General features: G+C 59.2%; 2 protein-coding genes. One reads left to right on the top strand and one right to left on the bottom strand.

Annotated features, from left to right (window positions below; all coding sequences use genetic code 11):
• Positions 1 to 347 (top strand): hypothetical protein (locus HY010_17785; GenBank protein ID MBI3477586.1); only part of this gene is annotated, 347 nt, incomplete at its 5' end.
• 117 nt (positions 348 to 464) lie between these two features.
• On the opposite strand, the gene HY010_17780 is transcribed toward HY010_17785, so the two are convergent.
• Entirely contained in the window at positions 465 to 1,556 is a 1,092-nt protein-coding gene (locus HY010_17780; GenBank protein MBI3477585.1) for an IS5 family transposase, read from the bottom strand.
• Between the last annotated feature and the right edge of the window lie 196 nt (positions 1,557 to 1,752).

The following is a 1,752-nucleotide window of genomic DNA, read 5'->3' as shown; positions in this document are numbered from 1 at the left end:
GGAAAGTTTTTGAGCAACTGGAAGATGGCCTTCATAATCGCATCGTGGACAAAAGCAAGAGGTTCACCGCCCTTCTGCAACTTCTACTCTCGAAGCTCTACGATGAGCAGACTCACCAGGGTTCCAAGGAATCGCTTGAGATACAGGACTACTCTGTTTCTCCACTCAAAGACGCCAGCGTAAAACAAAAGATGGACGCTGTACTCGCGAAGGCCAGCAAGTACTACGGAAAATACCTACCTGAGCCGGTGCCAGAGAGCTTTAAGGTCGACGGGGCAGCCTTACGACAAGCGACAAAACTCCTGGCACCCCTAACAGGCTGCGGAAAAAAGCTCCGCATGAGTTAGTTTTTGCCTTTTAGTTGAGTGAATCATGATTTTTCTTCTTGTTTTTTCTCCGCTCGGGAGAGTTGTTGGGCTCCGCAGCGGTGCGGATCGGCTCATTTTCTCGCTCGGTGTGACGGCTTAGGCCGCCTCCGCCGTCAGGTTCCGGATGCGCACCAGATTGTAGACCGCCGTGGCGAACGTAAACATCCAGCCGACCCGTTCTCTTCCCCGGTAGCGCGTCTGCCGCAGCAACCCGACCGTCTTCAGCCATCCAAACACTTCTTCCACCCGCTTGCGTTTCCTTTGACTGATCTCGTAACCCACATGCCGCGTCGTGCGCGCATCGATCGCGCTCCGCCGCTTGCGGTGGTTCTGCGCCACGTGCGGCGTCACCCCCAGATCGCGCACATCGGCCACGAACTCCTGCACGTCATATCCTTTGTCGCCTCCCACCGTCACCCGTCGCCCGCCGGTCCGCGCTTCGAGCATCTCCAGCGCCGCTTCCCGTTCCGCCGTCCCGGTCGCCATCGTCACTTGCGCCTGAAGGACCAGCCCGTTGCGGTTCTCCGCCAGCACGTGTCCCAGATAGCTCAGCTTCGCTTCCGTCCCTTTTGACTTCTTATACAGCCGTGCCTGCCGGTCCGTCGTCGATTGGTGCGTGTCGTTGCTCCGCTTCTCCCCGTGAAAATCCACCGTCGCATTCCCCGGGTCCTCCGGCGGAATGTCGCGCTGCGATCCCTTCTTCTTCGCCCGAAAACTCTTCTGCCCCGCCCAGGCCTGAATCAGCGTCCCGTCCACCGTGAAGTGCTCGTCCGACAACAACTCCTTCGCCCGCGCCTGCGCCAGCACCTGCTCGAAAAAGGCTTCGGCGATCTCTCCTTCCAGTAGCCGCTCCCGGTTCTTGGTGAACACCGTCACGTCCCACACCGCGTCGTCCATGCTCAGCCCCACGAACCAGCGGAACAGCAGGTTATAGCCCAACTGCTCCATCAGCAGCCGCTCGCTGCGCACACTGTAGAGCACCTGCAGCAGCAACGCCCGCAACAGCTTCTCCGGTGCTATCGATGGGCGCCCGTAGTGCGAATACATCTCCGCAAACTGCGGCGACATCTCCTTCAACGCTGTGTCCACCATCCCCCGCAGCCGACGTAACGGATGATCGGATGGCACTCGCTTCTCCGGGGAAATGTAGCTGTACATGCTCTCTTGCTGTTCGTCGTGTCCGCGCATGCCTGCTTAGACGATCTCACACCGCCCTCCGTTGCACTGCCGGGCACTTTTTCCGCAGCCTGCTAGCAAAGAAGTGGTAGCACTCGCTGACGAATACATCGAAGGTCGGCTGGAACCAAAGCAGCTGACGGCAGCGGTTCGGCGCCTCCACGGCCGGAATTGAGCCAAGAAGGCAACATCCAGGACGATCCCTACG

The sequence above is a fragment of the Acidobacteriota bacterium genome (assembly GCA_016196065.1).
Classification (GTDB): domain Bacteria; phylum Acidobacteriota; class Terriglobia; order Terriglobales; family Acidobacteriaceae; genus Acidiflorens.
The sequence above is the reverse complement of the archived record's forward strand: the minus strand, read 5'-3'. Positions and strand labels throughout refer to the sequence as shown.

Bases quoted from the DNA above. Each gene is read 5' to 3' on its own strand.
- HY010_17780 (MBI3477585.1), bottom strand. From the start codon at position 1,556: ATGCGCGGACACGACGAACAGCAAGAGAGCATGTACAGCTACATTTCC.